Origin of the sequence: Mesobacillus jeotgali (assembly GCF_900166585.1) — a bacterium.
Lineage (GTDB): Bacteria > Bacillota > Bacilli > Bacillales > Cytobacillaceae > Mesobacillus > Mesobacillus jeotgali_A.
In genome coordinates, this window is record NZ_FVZC01000009.1 from 483,445 (window position 1) to 501,328 (window position 17,884).

Here is a 17,884-nt window from a genome sequence, read left to right on the forward strand (position 1 = left end):
TTTAATTAAGAGAGGTATGACTTTATTACAGTTCCATAACTTTTCCATAAACGAAGGCAGGATATTTCAACTTATAGTAGAATAGATTAAACAACTTAGAAGATGGGGAAGAGACAATGTTTAAAAAAATACTGAAATCCTATGACTATTCATTGATCATTGTTGTGGTGCTCTTATGCTTATTCGGACTTGTCATGGTATACAGTGCCAGCATGGTCACTGCCATTCAAAGGTATGACTATCCTAGTGATTTTTTCTTTCAAAAGCAAAAGATCAATTTGTTAGTAGCTTCGGTCTTGTTCATTATTGCGGCAATATTCCCCTATAAAGCGATGAAAAGCACAAAATTGTTGCTTCCAATGGTCGTATTTATCCTGGGAGGACTTGGTGCATTGTTTTTATTCGGGAAAGTGACGAACAATGCGTTAAGTTGGTTTGAACTTGGGGCTAGGAGCCTTCAGCCATCTGAATTTGCCAAATTGAGCGTTATTATTTATCTATCTGCGGTATATGCCAAAAAACAGTCCTACATAAACCAGTTCAATAAAGGAGTAGTTCCGCCCCTTGTATATTTGATCCTGGTTTGCATGCTTGTTGCCATCCAGCCTGACTTCGGTACTGCAGCCATTATTTTTGCTATTGCTGCCACAATCATCATTTCTTCTGGAATGAATCTGAAAAATATCACCAAGCTGATTTTATTCGGACTGGCATTTTTGACCCCATTTGTGATATTTCTGCAGGATGAAATTTTTTCTGAAACAAGGATTGGCAGATTTACAGCCTACAGCAACCCGTTTACGGATGAGCAAAATACTGGTTATCATCTGGCCAATTCATATTACGCAATTGGCTCCGGCGGGATAAAAGGTTTAGGCCTTGGGGAAAGTGTACAAAAGCTTGGGTATCTTCCCGAGCCGCACACAGACTTCATCATTGCCGTCATATCAGAGGAACTTGGTATATTCGGAGTAAGTTTCGTATTGCTGAGCCTTGCATTCATAGTCCTAAAAGGGATCCATATTGGTCTTAAGTGTAAAGATCCTTTTGGAAGTTTGCTTGCCATTGGAATTTCGAGCATGATCGGTATACAGTCATTTGTCAACCTGGGTGGTGCTTCAGGTGTCATCCCGTTGACAGGGGTGCCACTGCCATTTGTGAGTTATGGAGGTTCTTCATTGATTCAGCTTGCAATTGCAACCGGTATTTTGGTCAATGTATCGATGTTTGTTAATTACGAAGAAAAATATAAGAAGGACAAAGCTTCCCAGCCGAACCCTTCACCTTCCATGGTGAATCAGAATACGTTTAAGTTCAGGTCATAAATATAAAGAAAAAGAAGCTGCAGCGAATGCTGCAGCTTCTTATTTTACGGTTGCCGGAGATAGGTCAACTGCTGAAGGTTTTTGTACGCTTGCGGCATTCTTCTTGCTTCTGGAAACAAGAAGCAAGAAGTAACTGAATACCCCAAATAATACTGAGATGAAGAAGGCGTGTCCCAGGGCAATATACAAATTAAGTCTTGTATAGATAATCAAAGCCCCGGCGATAACCTGCAGTGAAACGAGGACCATGGAAATAATCCATCCCCAGTATAATACTCTTTCATGCTTATAATGTTTTACGGCAATATAGGTTACATAAGCGATCCAAATAAAAATGAATCCTGCAGCAGCCCTGTGGCCCATCTGCACCCATTCGTAGATATTGGAAGGGAGGAAGGAACCGCCATTCGAACACAACGGCCAATCTTTGCAAACCAGGCTCGCGTTCATATGTCTGACAAGCGCACCGGTGTATACGACCATATAACTGTAGACTGCGAGTCCAATAATATGGAATCTCATTCTTTTATCAATCACTAATTTCTCTGCCTCGAACTTTTTATCGACCTCAAATATTAGTAAGGTCAACAATAGTACAGATGCAAAAGAAATAAGTGAAATGCCGAAGTGCAAAGCCAGGACAAAATCGGATTGCCCCCAGACAACAGCTGCGGCGCCGATTAAAGCCTGCAGAGCTAAAAAGAAAAATGACAAAATGGCCAAAAATTTTGTTTCCCGGATGTGTCCGATGGTTTTCCATGTCCAAATGGATAAAATCAGTACCATGATGCCCACGCTTCCTGAGACCAATCTGTGTGCCAGCTCAATGACAAGCTCTGGTGTTATATCGGTTGGGACAAATTCACCATTGCAAAGCGGCCACGACTTCCCACAGCCCATTCCAGATTCAGTTTTCGTAACCAATGCTCCGCCGAGCAAAACAAAAAGCATCCCAATCGTGGTTAAAACAGCCAGCCACTTAAGGGAACGATTCATGATCATCACCTGCTCATTCAAAGTTCGATAAGTTGTCAAATTATAAACTTGACATGTATAATGAAAGAAACTTGTAGAAAATAAAAAAATTCTATCCCTATAATAACGAATTTTGACGAAAAAGGATAGAAAACAATACTTTAGATACTACACAATATAAAGATTATTTTCAATACTAATGATAGATGATGGACATTAATCAGTTTTATCAGTAAAATGCTCATGTTAGCTGTATCATGGCAGATCATTATTACATAGCAGCATATTTAACTTCCCGAAAAATATTATCCAAAAATATGTATAAATAGGTCTTAAGCATCCTTATTAACAAACTTTCATTTCTAGAGGAAATTCCTTGCAATAAAAATGAACTTTAAGGATAATGGCGGTAAGACACAAATTAGTCAAATTCTGTTCAAAAAAAATTCACAAAAAAGTTGTGAAGTGTGATTTAATATACAACGTAGGCTTTATTTTTCTACACAAACATTTAACAGTCTAAACACGTTAAAAATAGTGAAAACCATTGGGGATATAAATTTAAAATACTCTTCTTTTTTTTGTAAAAATTCGAATGCGGGTTTGAAAGAAAAGGGGATGGAGGAGGATACTGGATGTCTAATTCAAAAGCTTTTTCAGAAGCTGTAATAGAAAACGGACAGCCTGCAGTCGTGGAGAAATCGATGATGAAAGATTTTCTTGCATTAATTAAAGTGGGAATTGTAAATTCAAATGCGATGACGACTTTTACTGGGTTATGGCTTGCGCTTCATTTTAGCGGTGCGCGATTCCTGGACAGTATTGATTTGATTCTTGCTACATTGATTGGTTCATCCTTGATTGTGGCAGGTTCCTGCAGCCTGAATAACTATATCGACCGGGATATCGACCATTTAATGGAGAGGACAAAAGACAGGCCGACTGTAACCGGGAAAGTCCAGCCGGGTAAAGTAGCTTTGATGAGCTTCCTGTTGATTGGGATTGGCACGGGATTTTTGCTTACAACTACCATTACAGCTGCTGTAATTGGACTGTTTGGAGTTTTTAGTTATGTAGTTCTGTATACTTTATGGTCAAAGAGACAATATGTATCCAACACAATTGTTGGAAGTATCTCGGGAGCAGTACCGCCATTAATTGGCTGGGCAGCTGTTGACGCAAATCTCGATATAATGGCTTGGATGCTTTTTGCCATCGTTTTTGCATGGCAGCCTCCCCATTTCTATGCATTGGCCATGAGGAGAGCAGAAGAATACAGGGCAGCCGGAATTCCAATGCTTCCAGTTGTCAAAGGATTTAAAGCGACAAAAAGATCTATTTACCTTTGGATCACCGCTTTGCTTCCATTACCATTCTTCCTTCCTGAACTGGGAATGCCGTTTATGATCCTGGCAACCATCCTGAATATTGGCTGGATCGTATTGGGAATCTATCTTGAAAAGCTTAAAGATGATATAAAATGGGCAAAACTGATGTTTGTATACTCATTACAATACTTAACAGTCATGTTTGTCGCTATGGTAATTGTCACACTCATCTAACCTTTGTTAGGAGATTCACTCTTTGTTGAGAGAGGATTTTTCCATATATTTAAAAACCAAATTAATAAGATTTTTTACGAAAGAGGGGTTTAATTAAGCTATGAAGATGCTTGCTAAATGGCGTCTGCTGTCATTGTTCACTTTGATGGCATTAGTCTTGTCCGGCTGTGGTGAGCCATACCTGTCTACATTAAGACCTGCAGGTGAAGTTGCTCAATCCCAGTATGAACTCATGTTATTGAGCACGGCGATTATGGTGGGAGTAATTGCTGTCGTCACGATCATTTTTATTTATGTTGTTATGAAATTCCGCAGGAAGAATGACAACGAAGTTCCAAAGCAGGTTGAAGGAAGCCACAAGCTTGAGATCCTTTGGACTGTTATCCCGATCTTATTGCTACTCATTCTTGCAGTTCCTACAGTTGCTGCGACATTCAAACTTGCGGATGTTTCTCCTATGGAAAAGAAAAATGCCGAAGGAAAGACGGATGCCCTAGTGGTTAATGTCCGAGCTAACCTTTATTGGTGGGAATTCGAATATCCAAATGAAGAAGTCATCACTAGCCAGGAGTTGGTAGTGCCAACAGATGAAAAGGTTTACTTTAACCTTAAGGCATCTGATGTTAAGCACTCTTTCTGGATTCCTTCCGTTGGAGGAAAGATGGATACCAATACGGATAACGTCAATAAATTCTGGCTTGAGTTTGATAGCAAAGGTGCAGACGAAGCTGGCGGCCTTTTCTATGGAAAATGTGCTGAGCTATGCGGACCTTCACACGCATTGATGGACTTCAAAGTAAAGGCAATGCCTCGCGCTGAATTCGATCAATGGGTAGCAGGCATGCAAGCAGTAAAAGAACCTGCAAAGGCTGAAAGTGCAGCTGCACAGCAAGGACAGGAAATCTTCAATAACAGCTGTATCGGGTGCCATGCCGTTACTCCGGCAAACACTGCGCCTGAAGCTGCACGTGTAGGTCCAAACCTGACTAACTTCGGTGAACGTTCACGTGTTGCTGGTGTTCTTGACCATTCTCCAGAGAACCTGAAGAAATGGCTTGAAGACCCAGAAGCTTATAAGCCAGGCAACAAGATGACTGGCAAGTATCCTGAGCTTTCAACTGAAGAACTGGATGCGTTAACTGAATATCTAATGGGCTTGAAAGTCCAGAAATAATAAGGGGATTTGTTTGAAAGGGAGGTAAAACTGTGAGTACCTATGCTCAGAAAAAGGGATTTGGCGCTACATTATGGGACTACCTGACAACGGTTGACCATAAGAAAATCGCAATCCTTTATCTTATCGCTGGCGGATTCTTCTTTGTCCTTGGCGGACTTGAAGCTTTGTTCATCCGTATTCAGCTGGCTGTACCAAACAATGATTTTGTAAGCGCAGGATTCTACAATGAAATCCTGACGATGCATGGAACAACAATGATATTCCTTGCAGCGATGCCACTTGTATTTGCATTTATGAATGCTGTTATGCCACTTCAAATTGGTGCGCGTGACGTTGCGTTCCCGTTCATGAACTCTTTAAGTTTTTGGCTTTTCTTCTTTGGTGGTGTTTTCCTGAACCTTTCATGGTTCCTAGGGGGAGCTCCTGATGCAGGATGGACTTCATATGCATCATTATCTATTGCGTCAGAGACCCATGGTATCGATTTTTATGCACTTGGATTGCAAATTTCCGGTGCTGGTACTTTAATGGGGGGTATTAACTTCCTGGTTACAATCATTAACATGCGTGCTCCGGGAATGACTTACATGCGTATGCCGATGTTTACTTGGGCAACTTTTGTAACATCAGCTCTTATCCTTTTCGCATTCCCTCCATTGACTGTTGGATTGTTCTTACTGATTTTTGACCGTATGTTCGGATCTAATTTCTTTATTACTGCAAATGGCGGTAACACGATTATCTGGGAACACCTTTTCTGGATTTTTGGACACCCAGAAGTTTATATCCTGATTTTGCCGGCTTTCGGTATATTCTCTGAGATTTTTGCCATCTTCTCAAGAAAGCGTCTTTTCGGATATTCATCCATGGTATTCGCAACTGTCCTGATCGGTTTCCTAGGATTCATGGTTTGGGCTCACCATATGTTCACAACAGGTCTTGGACCAATCGCGAATGCAATCTTTGCTGTTGCAACAATGGCGATTGCCGTTCCGACAGGTATCAAAATCTTCAACTGGATGTTTACGATGTGGGGAGGAAGCATCAAGTTCACAACTCCGATGCTTTGGGCGGTAGCCTTCATTCCTTCATTCGTTGCAGGTGGTGTAACTGGTGTCATGCTAGCATCTGCTGCGGCTGACTATCAGTACCACGACAGCTATTTCGTTGTCGCTCACTTCCACTACGTTATTGTTGGCGGGGTAGTTTTCGCTCTATTTGCAGGTGCACACCTGTACTGGCCAAAAATGTTTGGCACAATGTTAAATGAAACTCTTGGTAAAATCACTTTCTGGTTATTCCTGATTGGTTTCCACCTTACATTCTTCATCCAGCATTTCTTGGGATTGATGGGTATGCCACGTCGTATCTTCACATTCCTTCCTGGACAGGGACTTGAAACTGGAAACTTGATCAGTTCTATAGGTGCCATCTTCATGGCAGTAGCAGTAGTAGTTCTTTTAATTAACGTCATCATGACACAAGTTAAAAATGAAAAAGTTGGAAATGATCCATGGGGTGATGGCCGAACACTTGAGTGGGCTATTGCATCTCCGCCGCCATTCTACAACTTCAAACAGCTTCCGCTTGTTCGCGGACTGGATGCTTACTGGCTGGAGAAAATGGAAGGCAAGACGGAGATGACGCCTGCAGAGCCGCTTGGCGATATCCATATGCCGAATAACTCTTTCATTCCTTTTGTTATCTCACTTGGTCTTTTCATTGCAGCATTCGGTGCAATGTACCGTGCAGAAACAAGCTGGGGACTGCTAGTATTGATCCTCGGTATGGCAGTAACTTTAGGAGCAATGTTCGTTCGTTCTATTAAAGATGATCATGGATTCCATATTCATAAAGAAGATTTAATGGATGATAATAACGATAAGGGGGTAAAGGCATAATGCAAGCTGAAGAAAAATTCACATATGAAACATGGCCTGCGGAGCCTGAAAAAGCCACCCTTGAAGCAAAGAACAAATTTTTGGGCTTCTGGTTCTTCCTTGGCGGAGAGACAGTTTTGTTTGCAACTTTGTTTGCAACATACCTGGCATTAAAAGATAAGGTGCCTAATGCAGATCATGCACTGGCCAAGGATATTTTTGAAATTCCGCTTGCTTTTGCAGCGACAATGCTTCTATTAACGAGTTCTTTGACAAGTGTATATGCGATGTATCACATGAAGAACTTTAATTTCAAGAAGATGCAGCTATGGCTCGGGTTGACAGTAGCTTTAGGTGCAGCCTTCCTTGCGCTTGAAATTTATGAATTCAATCACTATGTACATCAGTTCCACCATACCTTCACAAGCAGTGCGTTCGGCTCAGCCTTCTACACGCTTGTTGGTTTCCATGGTGGACACGTGGCATTCGGTTTGCTTTGGATCACCACATTGATGGTCCGTAATTCAAAACGTGGTTTGAATCTGTACAACGCTCCTAAGTTCTACGTAGCCAGCCTATACTGGCACTTCATCGACGTTGTGTGGGTATTCATCTTCACGGTAGTATATCTAATGGGAATGGTGGGATAAACTGATGGCTAATCAACAACCAAGTTCAGGGAACCCAAGAGTAGACGTCGCGTATCGCCGCAAAAAAAGCGCCGAAGAGATGAGATACCAAATCGTTTCCTTCGCATTAATGATTTTCTTGACAATCGTTGCCTTTGTTGCAGTTGGATATGAAGGATTTTCAGGCTGGTTTACAGTTCCGTTTATCCTTCTGCTTGCCGTAGTTCAGGTAATCTTCCAGCTATACTATTTCATGCATATGAGCCATAAAGGGCATGAAGCACCATCATTATTCCTGTATTCAGGAGTACTTGTAGGAGCCATAACAATCCTGGCTTTCACTACAATTATCTGGTGGTAAACCTTATACTTTGATGAAAAAATCGGCTGTAAAAAGCCGATTTTTTCTATGATGCATGGGAAGTTAGTATTTAATGGAAGTTCCGTTTCGTTGATGTTGCATACCAATAAAAGTATAATGAGAGTAAAGTTCTAAAACTGGACGGGGTGAAAAACGATGCTTACTCTAGATATATTCGGGTTCAGAGCCCTTTGGAGCCCAGTATTTTTTCTGGTGATGGCAGCTCTATTAGTCGCTTATTATCTAATTGTCTTCAAATACTTTGATCGTTTCAAAAATGGTGTACCTGCATCACGCAAACAGGCTGTTTACTTTACATCTGCAATAATTGTGATGTATATCATTAAGGGGTCTCCTGTCGATTTAATGGCCCATATTACGTTTTATATGCATATGATTCAAATGGCTGTCCTTTACCTTGTGGTTCCTCCACTATTGATTTTTGGTCTGCCAGACTGGCTATGGCGGTCATTCCTGTCTCTTCCTGTAGTGGACTCGTTATTTCGTTTCTTTACGAAGCCGCTAATTGCCTTGATCATGTTCAATGGGATATTTTCAATTTACCATATTCCGCTGATTTTTGACTTCGTTAAAACCGATATGTGGCTGCATGCAGGCTATACTTCGATGCTTTTTGTCCTTGCGATGTTCATGTGGTGGCCGCTTGTTAATAAATTGGAAGAATATCAAACATTATCAGGTGTAAAAAAGATGGGATATATCTTTGCAGATGGTGTCTTAATTACTCCAGCCTGTGCATTGATCATCTTTGCAGACACGCCTATGTATGCTACTTTTTCAGACCCAAATGCGTGGGGAGAAGCTTTGAAATTATGTGTCCCGCCAACGATGCTTTCATCCTTGAATCTTAGCGGTCCAGAAACATTCAGTTCAATTTCCCTGCTGCATGACCAGCAGCTCGGTGGGGTTATCATGAAGGTAATCCAGGAAATTGTCTATGGAATCTTCCTTGGATATGCATTCTTCCAATGGTTCCGGAACGAAGAAGACCGACAGGCAGAACAGGATGCAATTAACCTTGCGAGCGCACCACAGCCGCTAAAATAAACGTCCCCTAAAAGCTTCCTTTAAAAGGGAGCTTTTATTTATTGGCTGTTTTCGTAAAGATTGTTGTTTAACGTGATAAAATCCATTTTCAGGTCAGTACTGAGTTGGCGGGCTCTTTCTCTTAATAACTTAGGTAATTCCATCCTATTGTGTAGTCAATAGCAGCAAAGTTTCCAGAAAAGAGCCTATTTATTTAACATAAGCCAGTATTATTATTGTCAATTAGGCAATCAAAGATTGAAAAATAGGGACAGGTCACCTACAATTAATCTTATGGAGAAATAATGAATGAGAGGGAAAAGAAATGTCGAATTTACCGATTCTGCCTACGATCAGCACGACCTTTATTGTCCTGAGTGCCATTACTGTGGCAATTGGCTGGGCCCAGATAAAAAAACGGAAGATTGATCAGCATCGAAAGACAATGACACTTGCGGGTGTTTTTGCCATCATTTTCTTTGTAATTTACGCTTCAAGGACCATCTTCATCGGAAACACCTCCTTTGGTGGTCCTGATGAAATCAAAATCTACTACACTTTGTTCTTGATTTTCCATATTTCACTCGCAACTATTGGAGCAGTCCTTGGAATCATCTCTCTTTACACAGGATACAAGAACAAGCTGGAGCGCCATCGTAAATTGGGACCTGTAACAAGTATTACTTGGTTTTTTACCGGAATTACCGGTGTTGCTGTCTATCTGCTTCTTTATGTATTTTATAAGGGTGGAGAAACCACATCAGTCATTAAAGCAATACTCGGAACATAACTTTGAAAAGCATTGCGATAAGCAATGTTTTTTTCTTTTTCTTTGTTATCGTATTGTCTTAAATGAGTCTAGTTTACAGGCTATTTTTTGATATACATGCAGGTATTCTTGCACTTTTAGGCGAATTTATAAGGTTGTATAAAGGGGGAAGGAATTTCATGGAGATTAAAATTTTAACTGAAGACCATTTTTTACAGTCAATGAAATTATCAATGTATGCCTTTCAATATAAAGTGCCGGAAAGTGATATTCCTAAAAGACTGGAAACACTGAAGAAACAGCGTTTGCTTGGGATATTTGAAGGAAATGAACTCGCATCAAAGCTGCACATTCTTTCTTTAAAAGTGATGCTGGGTGAAACTGAATGGAAAATGGGCGGAATCGCCGGTGTTGCTACTTATCCTGAATTTCGTCGCAAAGGCCATGTGAATGCCTTGATGAAAAAAGCATTAGAGGAAATGAATCAAGAGGGGGATCTCGTTTCTTTCCTTCATCCTTTCCAGATTGATTTTTACAGGCGCTTTGGCTGGGAGGTTGTTTCGGACAACAGGAAGGTAATCGTCGAAAAAATAGATTTATATCCAACGGAAAGTCAAACTGGAAGGGTAAAGCGTCATACTGAAGAAGGCCATACCACTGATATGGAGAAGGTATATGCACAATATGCCAGCTTACACAGCGGAATGCTGGTGAGAAATCCAGAATGGTGGAAGTCTAATATTTACGGTTCCCAAACAGCAGCGGTTTATTATGATTCAAATAATCAAGCAGCTGGATATCTATTATACGAGGTAAAGGATAATATACTTAAGGTCGAGGAATATGTTTCATTAACCCATGAGGCAAGAAAAGGACTATGGAACTTTATCTGCCAGCACGATTCGATGGTAGATAGAGTTGAAGTGAATTTATCCGTACATGACCCTTTTCCGTATTTTTTAAAACAACCTAAGCTTAAGACGGAAATTTCCCCGTATTTTATGGGGAGGGTAGTAAATGCAGAAAGAGCCTTATCCAGTTATCCATTCGAAACCAGAGATATCAGCAGGGATATTTTTCTCCACCTTGAAGACAGCTCGGCTCCATGGAATACAGGGGCATATTTGATCGGCAGTGATGGAATAAAGTTTTATCCTGTGAAAGAAGGCGGTTCATGTATTACAGCTCCAAAACGGGGATTGCATTTGTCGATTAATTCCTTAACGGCGATACTGTTCGGTTACAAACGGCCTAAGGAGCTGTTTGAAATTGGTTTGATAAAAGGGGTTATAGATGAAGTTGAACAACTTGAGAAAATGGTTCCTGAATTCAAGCCATTCTTTTATGATTTCTTTTGATCATTCATACGGATAAAAGTAAAACCCGGGATCAATCTTCCCGGGTTATTTTTTGATTAAATTTTGAACTTCAATTTAATGATGCCCGCTTCTTTCGCTGAATTGAACCCGATCAATAGAAGCGGCCCGATGATAAAACCCAAGAAACCAAAGATTTTCAGGCCAAGATACATGGCAATTAGTGTTGATAGCGGAGAAAGACCAATATGGCTGCCCATTACTTTAGGCTCGACTGTACGCCTGATAATCAGCAGGATAACCGCCAGTACAGCAAGCTGGGTTCCAAGCGCGATATTTCCTGTTATCAAATGGAATATGGACCAGGGTGCAAGGATAATGATTGAGCCAATCAGCGGAATGAAATCAATCAGCCAGATGATTGCTGACATGACAATCGCGTACTCCGGAGTAATGAAGAGCAATCCGATGAGAGCAACGATAAATATAATGACACTTACTAAAAATTGCGCTTTAAGAAAACCGAAAACGACGTATGAAAGGCGAGAAGTCATAAAGTGCACTTTGTCTGCTGTTCTTTCGGTCATATGACGATCGACACTTTGCCTTAAAGAAGGCAGCTCCAGCAAGAATAGAAATAAGGCAATCAAATAGACAAGAAAGCTGATCAGGAAATTCGGAATATATGTTAACAATGCTTTTAAATTATCTATATTGATAAAAGCAATCATGTCATTCTTGAGGTTATTCAAAAAATCCTCGGCCCGGTTGCTGATTTCAGTGACTACCTCTTTTGGAAGGTCGTTCGCTGCTTCTACAAAACTATTTTCGGCCTTGTACCAGGCGTTTGTAATTTCATTAATGTAGGTTGGAGTATTATCAATCAAATCAATTGCTTCGGTGACCGCAGTTGTAGTGAGGAAAAAGCCTGCAATTACAATAAGCAAGACAAAAAGGAGGAATATCGCCAGAACAGCCAGACGGCGTCCGCTCCGGAATCTTTTCTGAAAGTAAACCACAGCAGGCTCCAGGAAAAGAGCAGTGATCAAAGCGGCAATCAACGGAATAGAAACCGGAATGATAATAAAAAGAATTGCTGCCACTAAGAAAGTAATTAATGCAAATATGATCGTTCGTTTCGTGAAAATACCGGACAAGTGTAACTCCTTTCTATACCCTTGAAGAGTATATACCTCTAAAAAGCTTTGAGTTAAGGCGAATTAAGCAAAAAATATAAATTTCCTTAACACTTAAATTATAGTACGCATTTAATATAAGAAACAACAAAAATCGGCTTTAATCCATCGCTTTTTAAAAGGATCTTCTTAAATTTTGACAGAGTTAAAAATCTATCCCGGACTTTTAATAAATATTAGGAAATTTTAATCATTTGATTCACTGAGAAGAGTGTAATAACAAAGTTATTTCTGACCGTAAATTAGCCAAAAGATTACCCAATTGTAAGTACATTAGTTTAATCACTTTAGACATCTGGGGGTGAGGCTATGAAGAATTCAAGGGAGGCCATTCCTGTACATTTTAAAGAGTTGTGCCGAGCCATTTGTGCGATTGTGCATGCAAATATTAATGATAACCGGTTTTTTTATCAATCTGTGACTAAAAGTAGGATACCAGCCTTGCGCAAATTTTCTTTTGCGGATAATGGGGTGATTTGTGAACTTGATGAGGAAAATGTGAAAATAAAGTTATTTGTTACAACAATTGTTGGAGAGCATTCAATCTATCATAATGCAATGGAGCTTCAGCACCGTATAGCTGAGGAAATCTTGCTGTTTACCTCCCTTTTACCAGAAGAAATAGATGTCATCATTACAGGCATAAAAGTAAAAAAGACGCAGTGAATGCGTCTTTTTTAAAAAGATTAGATTGCGAATGTCTCTACTTCAGCTTTCACTTCATTCAAAAGTTTTTCACATTGGCTAACAAGTGATTTTGGGAAGTGTTCACCCTCACCGTATTCGACGCCATGCGGATAATAATGTTTGCCCAGCAGAGGGGTCATCAACTGAATGATTGCTTTGTGTGAGCCAACATCACCCTCGTGGACATGACCTTGGACACGCAGATAATATGTACCTTCCTTGACAACTAGCTTCTTGTCATAAGTCACTCGCTCATAGTCCCACTGTCCTTCACGTACAAGACCATGCTCAAGCATAACCTCATCAAGACGATTCAAATCCGCCTTCAGGTTTTCGATACCTGTATTTTCGAATTTCATCCTTTTTCCCTCCTAAAAAAACACACTGCAAAATTAACGCTTAAAATAGAGTATATCTCAAATTTAATAATAGTAAAAATATCATTAAGTTGCAATGAATATAAAAGGGATTTTAAGTGTTTTCATGGGATACTTCATAGGCATCTTATTCTGAATAAGAATTTTATGAATATGGCATAATTCACATGTTCACGGCAACCCTATTATTGAGCAGAATAAGCTTTGATTCATAAGGAGGAAAATCAAGTGCGCAAAATCCGTGATATTATGACAAGCGATGTAGAGACATGCACCTTGCTGGATAATGTTTTCGAAGTAGCGGTGAAAATGAAGGAACTGAATGTTGGGGCCATTCCCATCGTTGACCAAGATAAACTTGTAGGCATGATCACCGATCGGGACATTGTCATTAGAGGGATAGCCGAAAAACATCCGCCATCGTCTAAAGTTGAAAGTGTAATGAGTGACCATCTGGTTACAGCATCGCCAGACATGACCACCAAAGAGGCAACAAGCCTTATGGCGGAACATCAAATCAGAAGGCTGCCAGTAGTAGAAGGAGAAAAATTGGTAGGAATCGTGGCGCTGGGTGACTTTGCTGTCAATGAAATGACAGATGAGCAGGCTCAGCACGCTCTGTCACAAATCTCAGAGTCACAGAACCCTATGCAATAATTCTGTAAGGCACTCCTGCATAAGGGGTGCCTTTTTTCATTAAGGCTAAAAGTCCAGAGGAGTACGGAATACCGGATGTAGGAAAGGACGAAATAGTGGCGTTTTTAATGAAAAGATAAGTTGCACCTGGGTTGATTTTCGCAAAAAAAGTGTGACTTCGTATCTTTAAAGCAGAGAAAACAGCCTCTATTAAAAAGAAGAAGATAAATGGTATAATAAATTCAAAAATCGCTCATATAGTGATAGAGAGAATCGTTTCTTTTTTACTATATCTTGTATTTAATAAACTTGAATCCAAAGTTTTAATAAAGGGGGGGAAACATCTGCGAACAATTGGAAGGATTTTGATTTTTGCGGCAATATTTTTATTTATAGGTTTATATTTGGGCTATAACAAAGAAAATAATGATGCTTTGGTAATAGAACAGAAGTCGATTCCGAAAGTGGATGAATCTCTTGAAGATGATATCGAAGAACAAAATCTTAGTGAAGGCATTGACCAGCCACAACAGGGTGTAGCCTCCCTTTTGGGAAAGGATATAGATTCATTGAAGGGGCTTTTAGGAAATCCATCCAGGGTTGACCTTTCTGCTTACGGGTTTCATTGGTGGATTTTCAACAATCAACCTGACCAATATATCCAGGCGGGTGTCCTGAATGGCAAGGTTGTGACCGCTTATGGTATTGGGCCTGCGGTAGATGTACAACCATTTAAAATTGGTCAGCACATCGAAGAAATATTTTCCATGAATGTCATTGAGCCTGAAGTGACATTCGAACATAATGGAAGCTCCTACAAGTTCGAGCTTTCAGAACAGGATATGAACACGCGGCCGGTCATTAAGATGGGCGAATATTTTGTGCAGCTTTATATTGATAAATTCACGAGTTCCGTTTCGAGCATCCGGTATATGGACAAGGAAACAATTATCAAACAGCGGCCGTATGAAATGGTTTACAGAGGTACGCTGGTCGAACCTCCTGTATTAAGTGAAGGAGATTGGGTCAGGATTGAAGCAGGGATCGAGAAACAAATCCTTGATATTACGAATGCGATTAGAATAAGACATGAACTGCAACTTTTGGAGTGGGACGAAAAAACATCTGAAGTAGCCTATGCTCACAGTAAGGATATGGCAGTTGAAGATTATTTTTCCCATGAATCGGAAAAATACGGTGATCTTTCAAAGAGATTAAAATCAGCGGATATACTGTATGAAGTGGCAGGGGAAAACATAGCTGCCAACTATACGGATGCACCAGCAGTGGTAGAAGGCTGGCTGAATAGTGAATCTCACCGTGAGGCGCTGTTGAACGAAGAATTCTCTCATCTTGGAGTCGGAGTGTATCAGAAGCACTATACCCAGAACTTTTTAAAAATGTGGAAGCAGCAGTAATTGCAATTTTACTCCCTTATAATTTACAGAAAAGGAGCATATCACCTGTCATGCTCCTTTTTCTTTCCGTACTGCCCTGTTGATGGAAAAATAGCCATGTTTCCAATTGCCATAAAGATAAATCGTTTCCCCTTCCCTGAATGTAGGAGGAACAGCCCCTTTTCTGAGTGGGCTAACCTTTTTCACCATCAATTCTTTTATGCCGGTATTGATTTTTAAAACTGTAACATGGTTGAACCTGTGATAATAAAACCGCTCCTTGTGTTCGTGGATCTCTAGAATTTTACCGCTTACGATTGCTTCTTCAGCAACTTCCTCCAGTTCGATCCATTCCTGATAATTCCGCTGCATTTCTTTTTTTGTCACCCAATAAAAATAGGCTAGGATAATTGGAATCGCGATCGCTGTAACCATGCATATTCCCCTTATTTATGCTGCTTTTCAATAACAAAAAAACTTCCAGAAGAATGGGCTATTCTTTTGCCATCTGACCTGACCACATCGGCCTCCAGAACTACAGTGCTTCTTCCTTTGTGGATCAGTGTGGCTTTACAATGAAGATTTTCGCCGATTCCAGGGGCAAGGAAATGGATGTTAAGCTGTGACGTGACAGCAGCGTATCCTTCTGGCAACAGCCTGTTCGCAAGTGTCCCCATAGCCGTATCCAATATTGTGGCGGTAAATCCGCCATGAACGATTCCAAGTGTATTGTCCAATACACTTGTTATGGGAATATTAATTTCACATGTTTGGTCGTCCAGTTTTCTGTCCATATGCAGAAGGCCGTCGATATACGTACTATTCCTGCCGTTAAGTTTATTTTTAACCCCGGCCAAAACAGTTCTGAGTGCTTCTAATTCCGGTTCCCCTGATAGCGAGATACATTCGTCCAATAGCTGATGCAATTCTTTTTCCACTATATTTATACCTCTTTCCAATTGGCTCATTCTTCATCTTTATCATTATATTAGAAAAGCCTTTTACTCTGTTCTCTATTTTAACACTTTAGAAAATAGAGATGAAGTTTGTTTTCAAATTTGAAGTTTTCCGTGATGGCCATCACCATTCATGTTGATTTTCATATGCTATTATAGGCATTTGTTACACTGTGAGGTGAAAGGCATGGCCAAGAAGAAACTTCATCCCTCTGTTGAAAAGTTCAAGGAATTTGTAAAAGCACACCCGGAACTCGCGCAGGAAGTTCGAAAGGGAAACACGACCTGGCAGGAGATGTTTGAGGATTGGTACTTGCTCGGTGAGGATGATCCAAGATGGAATACCAAAGCAGACAATAAAAAAAGCAAAAAAAATGATGAGAAGGAACAGAAAACGGATTGGCTGGGGACGATCATGGGCGCAGTAAAAAAAATGGATCCTGACCAGGTACAAGGCCAGATTCAAAATATAAGCCAGGCACTTGGGGCGATTCAGGGAGTGCTTTCCCAGTTCCAGGGGAAATCAGGCGGAACACCGGGGCCAAGCAACACAGGGCCTTCACACCCTTTTTCCTTCAGGAAAGATTAAAAGGAGGCTAAGTATGCGAAGAGATATCATGGAGCAATTGCGATCGAATAAGGAATTGATTGAGTTCGTCCGAGCCCAGCCTCACTGGTACAGGAAGCTGAGCCGTGATCCAAGGGATCTTCATTCCGCCCAAATTGCAGCGCTGCATCATTTCGAAAAAACCATTCCGCACAAGGTTCAGAAGTTTTCAAACAACGTCCAGATGGCCTCAATGATGATGCATATGTTCTCAAGCATGAATTCCCAATCATGACAAAGCTTTCTTCTTTTTGAAGGAAGCTTTGTTTTTTAACCCGAATGTCTGATTCCCAGATGTGATCGATTCAGAATACTTAGCTTTTCTGGGAGTTTCATGGTAAAATGAGGTTCGGAGGTGAGCCAGCATTGCTTGCTGTTACATCAGAAAGAGTTTTACTATTGGAAGAAGCTGAACAGTTAGTCAGCATGATCTTACAATCGGATATTGCCGAATATTATCGGGAATGTTTATATAATGTTAAAAACAATGCGGAGACACAAAGGAAGGTCCGTGAATTTGTCGACATGAAGGAGCGCTATGAAGAGGTCCAGCGCTTCGGAAAATACCACCCTGACTACAAGGAAATCATGGGCAAAATCAGAATTGTCAAAAGAGAGCTTGATATGGATGAGTCAATTGCCGAATTCAAGAAAGCGGAAAATGACTTGCAAAGCCTCCTTGACGAAGTGAGTGTCATCATAGGCAGATCCGTTTCCGACAGCGTAAAAGTGCCAACCGGCAACCCATTTTTTGAAAGTTCATGCGGTGGAGGCTGCGGCAGCGGAGGAAGCTGTGGATGCTCAGCGTAATATGGACGCATGGTATGTGAACTGCACCCCTATTGTTAGACATTGCTAACAATGGGGGGTGCAGTTTTTTTATGATTACTGGATACTTTTCAGTAATAGATATGGGGATTTTTTGCTCGATATGATCGCTGCATCAACCGTAAAAAGAAATAGTATTGCTAGAACGGCAAAGCACAG

General features: G+C 40.6%; 20 protein-coding genes. 15 read left to right on the forward strand and 5 right to left on the reverse strand.

Translation table 11 applies throughout. The features are described from left to right. Positions 1–116: 116 nt before the first annotated feature. Positions 117–1,325, forward strand: a complete 1,209-nt coding sequence (locus B5X77_RS12405; protein ID WP_079508304.1) for an FtsW/RodA/SpoVE family cell cycle protein — start codon at positions 117–119, stop codon at positions 1,323–1,325. 39 nt (positions 1,326–1,364) lie between these two features. Here the strand turns inward: B5X77_RS12405 and B5X77_RS12410 are convergent, their stop codons facing one another. Beyond that, complete coding sequence (locus B5X77_RS12410; RefSeq protein WP_079508305.1) at positions 1,365–2,321, reverse strand: COX15/CtaA family protein; 957 nt, start codon at positions 2,319–2,321, stop codon at positions 1,365–1,367. A gap of 614 nt (positions 2,322–2,935) precedes the next feature. On the opposite strand from B5X77_RS12410, the gene cyoE reads away from it, so the two are divergent. The 8 genes from cyoE (at position 2,936) to B5X77_RS12450 (ending at position 11,083) form a co-directional block, all read left to right on the forward strand. Continuing rightward, positions 2,936–3,862, forward strand: a complete 927-nt coding sequence (cyoE, locus tag B5X77_RS12415) for a heme o synthase (protein WP_079508306.1) — start codon at positions 2,936–2,938, stop codon at positions 3,860–3,862. A 100-nt stretch (positions 3,863–3,962) separates the two neighbouring features. Beyond that, the gene (gene coxB, locus B5X77_RS12420; RefSeq protein ID WP_079508307.1) at positions 3,963–5,036 is read left to right on the forward strand and encodes a cytochrome c oxidase subunit II; all 1,074 of its coding nucleotides are present in this window, start codon (positions 3,963–3,965) and stop codon (positions 5,034–5,036) included. Between the two features lie 32 nt (positions 5,037–5,068). After that, a complete protein-coding gene (gene ctaD / locus B5X77_RS12425; RefSeq protein WP_079508308.1) occupies positions 5,069–6,940 on the forward strand; it encodes a cytochrome c oxidase subunit I in 1,872 nt (623 codons plus the stop codon). Beyond that, positions 6,940–7,569 carry a cytochrome (ubi)quinol oxidase subunit III gene (locus tag B5X77_RS12430; RefSeq protein ID WP_079508309.1) on the forward strand — a complete coding sequence of 210 codons (630 nt, stop codon included), beginning with the start codon at positions 6,940–6,942 and terminating at the stop codon, positions 7,567–7,569. Before ctaD ends, B5X77_RS12430 begins: the two co-directional genes overlap by 1 nt. Positions 7,570–7,573: 4 nt before the next feature. Further along, positions 7,574–7,909 (forward strand): cytochrome c oxidase subunit IVB, encoded by a 336-nt coding sequence (gene ctaF, locus B5X77_RS12435; RefSeq protein WP_079508310.1) that lies wholly within the window; start codon positions 7,574–7,576, stop codon positions 7,907–7,909. A gap of 156 nt (positions 7,910–8,065) precedes the next feature. Continuing rightward, positions 8,066–8,977: a cytochrome c oxidase assembly factor CtaG gene (gene ctaG / locus B5X77_RS12440; protein WP_079508311.1), complete on the forward strand. Its 912-nt coding sequence runs from the start codon at positions 8,066–8,068 to the stop codon at positions 8,975–8,977. Between the two features lie 304 nt (positions 8,978–9,281). Then, positions 9,282–9,746, forward strand: a complete 465-nt coding sequence (locus B5X77_RS12445; RefSeq protein ID WP_079508312.1) for a DUF420 domain-containing protein — start codon at positions 9,282–9,284, stop codon at positions 9,744–9,746. A 158-nt stretch (positions 9,747–9,904) separates the two neighbouring features. Further along, complete coding sequence (locus tag B5X77_RS12450; protein ID WP_079508313.1) at positions 9,905–11,083, forward strand: GNAT family N-acetyltransferase; 1,179 nt, start codon at positions 9,905–9,907, stop codon at positions 11,081–11,083. Positions 11,084–11,139: 56 nt separating this feature from the next. On the opposite strand, the gene ytvI is transcribed toward B5X77_RS12450, so the two are convergent. Further along, positions 11,140–12,198 (reverse strand): sporulation integral membrane protein YtvI, encoded by a 1,059-nt coding sequence (gene ytvI / locus B5X77_RS12455; RefSeq protein ID WP_079508314.1) that lies wholly within the window; start codon positions 12,196–12,198, stop codon positions 11,140–11,142. Positions 12,199–12,546: 348 nt separating this feature from the next. On the opposite strand from ytvI, the gene B5X77_RS12460 reads away from it, so the two are divergent. Then, positions 12,547–12,903 (forward strand): Asp23/Gls24 family envelope stress response protein, encoded by a 357-nt coding sequence (locus B5X77_RS12460; protein ID WP_079508315.1) that lies wholly within the window; start codon positions 12,547–12,549, stop codon positions 12,901–12,903. Positions 12,904–12,923: 20 nt separating this feature from the next. Here B5X77_RS12460 and B5X77_RS12465 read toward each other — a convergent pair whose 3' ends face one another. Beyond that, the gene (locus B5X77_RS12465; RefSeq protein ID WP_079508316.1) at positions 12,924–13,283 is read right to left on the reverse strand and encodes a YugN family protein; all 360 of its coding nucleotides are present in this window, start codon (positions 13,281–13,283) and stop codon (positions 12,924–12,926) included. A gap of 246 nt (positions 13,284–13,529) precedes the next feature. Between B5X77_RS12465 and B5X77_RS12470 the strand changes: the two genes are divergently transcribed. Then, entirely contained in the window at positions 13,530–13,958 is a 429-nt protein-coding gene (locus B5X77_RS12470) for a CBS domain-containing protein (RefSeq protein ID WP_139378350.1), read from the forward strand. A 383-nt stretch (positions 13,959–14,341) separates the two neighbouring features. Beyond that, on the forward strand, positions 14,342–15,355 hold the full coding sequence (locus B5X77_RS12475; RefSeq protein ID WP_257391805.1) for a CAP domain-containing protein: 1,014 nt from the start codon (positions 14,342–14,344) through the stop codon (positions 15,353–15,355). A gap of 48 nt (positions 15,356–15,403) precedes the next feature. Here the strand turns inward: B5X77_RS12475 and B5X77_RS12480 are convergent, their stop codons facing one another. Both B5X77_RS12480 and B5X77_RS12485 read right to left on the reverse strand, forming a co-directional pair. Next, a complete protein-coding gene (locus B5X77_RS12480; protein ID WP_079508317.1) occupies positions 15,404–15,769 on the reverse strand; it encodes a hypothetical protein in 366 nt (121 codons plus the stop codon). Between the two features lie 11 nt (positions 15,770–15,780). Continuing rightward, positions 15,781–16,272 (reverse strand): PaaI family thioesterase, encoded by a 492-nt coding sequence (locus tag B5X77_RS12485; protein WP_079508318.1) that lies wholly within the window; start codon positions 16,270–16,272, stop codon positions 15,781–15,783. A 205-nt stretch (positions 16,273–16,477) separates the two neighbouring features. Here B5X77_RS12485 and B5X77_RS12490 point away from each other — a divergent pair, with 205 nt between their 5' ends. The 3 genes from B5X77_RS12490 to B5X77_RS12500 all read left to right on the forward strand — a co-directional run bounded on the left by B5X77_RS12490 (position 16,478) and on the right by B5X77_RS12500 (position 17,707). Then, a complete protein-coding gene (locus B5X77_RS12490; RefSeq protein WP_079508319.1) occupies positions 16,478–16,879 on the forward strand; it encodes a YlbD family protein in 402 nt (133 codons plus the stop codon). 13 nt (positions 16,880–16,892) lie between these two features. Then, a complete protein-coding gene (locus B5X77_RS12495) occupies positions 16,893–17,132 on the forward strand; it encodes a YlbE-like family protein (protein ID WP_079508320.1) in 240 nt (79 codons plus the stop codon). Positions 17,133–17,239: 107 nt separating this feature from the next. Then, complete coding sequence (locus tag B5X77_RS12500) at positions 17,240–17,707, forward strand: YlbF/YmcA family competence regulator (RefSeq protein ID WP_079508321.1); 468 nt, start codon at positions 17,240–17,242, stop codon at positions 17,705–17,707. Positions 17,708–17,884 lie beyond the last annotated feature (177 nt).